The 1,181-nt window shown below is 61.4% G+C and carries 3 protein-coding genes; 1 reads left to right on the forward strand and 2 read right to left on the reverse strand.

The window, feature by feature from the left end; translation table 11 throughout:
- Together BZK31_RS28490 and BZK31_RS28495 are read right to left on the reverse strand one after the other, a co-directional pair.
- Positions 1-304 (reverse strand): SDR family NAD(P)-dependent oxidoreductase (locus BZK31_RS28490; protein ID WP_157900832.1); only part of this gene is annotated, 304 nt, incomplete at its 3' end.
- 112 nt (positions 305-416) lie between these two features.
- A complete protein-coding gene (locus BZK31_RS28495; protein ID WP_083186470.1) occupies positions 417-869 on the reverse strand; it encodes a flavodoxin in 453 nt (150 codons plus the stop codon).
- A 143-nt stretch (positions 870-1,012) separates the two neighbouring features.
- On the opposite strand from BZK31_RS28495, the gene BZK31_RS28500 reads away from it, so the two are divergent.
- The coding region (locus BZK31_RS28500) for a PAS domain-containing protein (protein WP_157900833.1) at positions 1,013-1,181 on the forward strand (169 nt) is incomplete at its 3' end.

Below are 1,181 nucleotides of genomic sequence, written 5' to 3' on the forward strand. Positions count from 1 at the left end.
TGCCAGCGTTGTTGACCACGACGTCAATGCGGCCGAACGCATCCAGGGCGTGCTGGATGATGTGTGCGCCGTCGGTCACCGAGTCGTGATTAGCGACTGCGGTGCCGCCCGCTTCCCGGATCTCGGCCACCACGCGGTCGGCAGCCGAGGCATTGGCGCCTTCCCCGTGCGCCGATCCGCCCAGATCGTTGACGACCACCCGGGCGCCGTGTTTCGCGAACAGCAGCGCATGGGCTCGTCCAAGACCGCCGCCCGCTCCCGTCACGACGACGACCTTATCTTCAAAACGCACGGATTCGCTCATTGCTGGCTCCACTGTCAGAGTGACGTAATGCCCTGAGTGTCGAACACGCGCGCGCCGCTCACAATCATTACAGCCGCTGCTGAATGGTGCTCAATAACGCAGCGGGATGACTTCAGCCCAGATGCGCAATGAAATCCGCCAGCCAGGGCTCGGCGTCGCTTTCCGGCGTCACGCTTTCACTGGCATCCAGTTGCAGCATCGCCTGCACCTGATGGATGCCCAGTTCGGCAAACAACTCGCGCATCTGCTCGCCACCGGCGCAGAACGTATCGCCATAACTGGCATCACCCAGACCGATCACTCCGCCTGGCAGGCCGCGCAGTGCGGCTGGCAATTGATCACGCAGTTGGGAGTAGACCGGCATGATATTGTCCGGCAGTTCGCCCATGCCGGTGGTCGAGGTCACGGCCAGCAACGCCTGCGGCTCGAACGCCAGCAGTTCCGGCAGCGTGATGCGCGGGTTGAGCAGTGTCTCGTGACCGGCTGCGCGCAGCAGCCCGCCTGCATGCCGGGCCACTTCTTCGGCCGATCCGTAGACCGAACCGCACACAATCGCGACTCTCATGACTCATCCTTTGGCAGCATTAAAAAGGGCCACAGTATGCCCCAGAGGTGTCCGCCATTTCAGCCCCGAAGGACGCCGACTCGCACGCGGGCATCGACAGCCTCTAGAATGCGATTCTGAAATCTGCTCGGAGCAGCCACGTCATGATCAGCGCAAAATTGCTGCAACTGGTGATAGATGCATCGACCGACGGGATTGTCGTGGCCGAACAGGAAGGCGATGACAACATCCTCATCTATGCCAACAAAGGCTTCGCGGCCCTGACCGGCTACAGCGTGGACGAAGTGCTTTATCAGGATTGTCGATTTTTGC

The sequence above is a fragment of the Pseudomonas floridensis genome, from assembly GCF_002087235.1.
GTDB lineage: Bacteria > Pseudomonadota > Gammaproteobacteria > Pseudomonadales > Pseudomonadaceae > Aquipseudomonas > Aquipseudomonas floridensis.

What these genes read in the sequence shown, in the direction of transcription:
- BZK31_RS28495 (WP_083186470.1), bottom strand. Translation starts at nt 869, where the DNA reads ATGAGAGTCGCGATTGTGTGCGGTTCGGTCTACGGATCGGCCGAAGAA.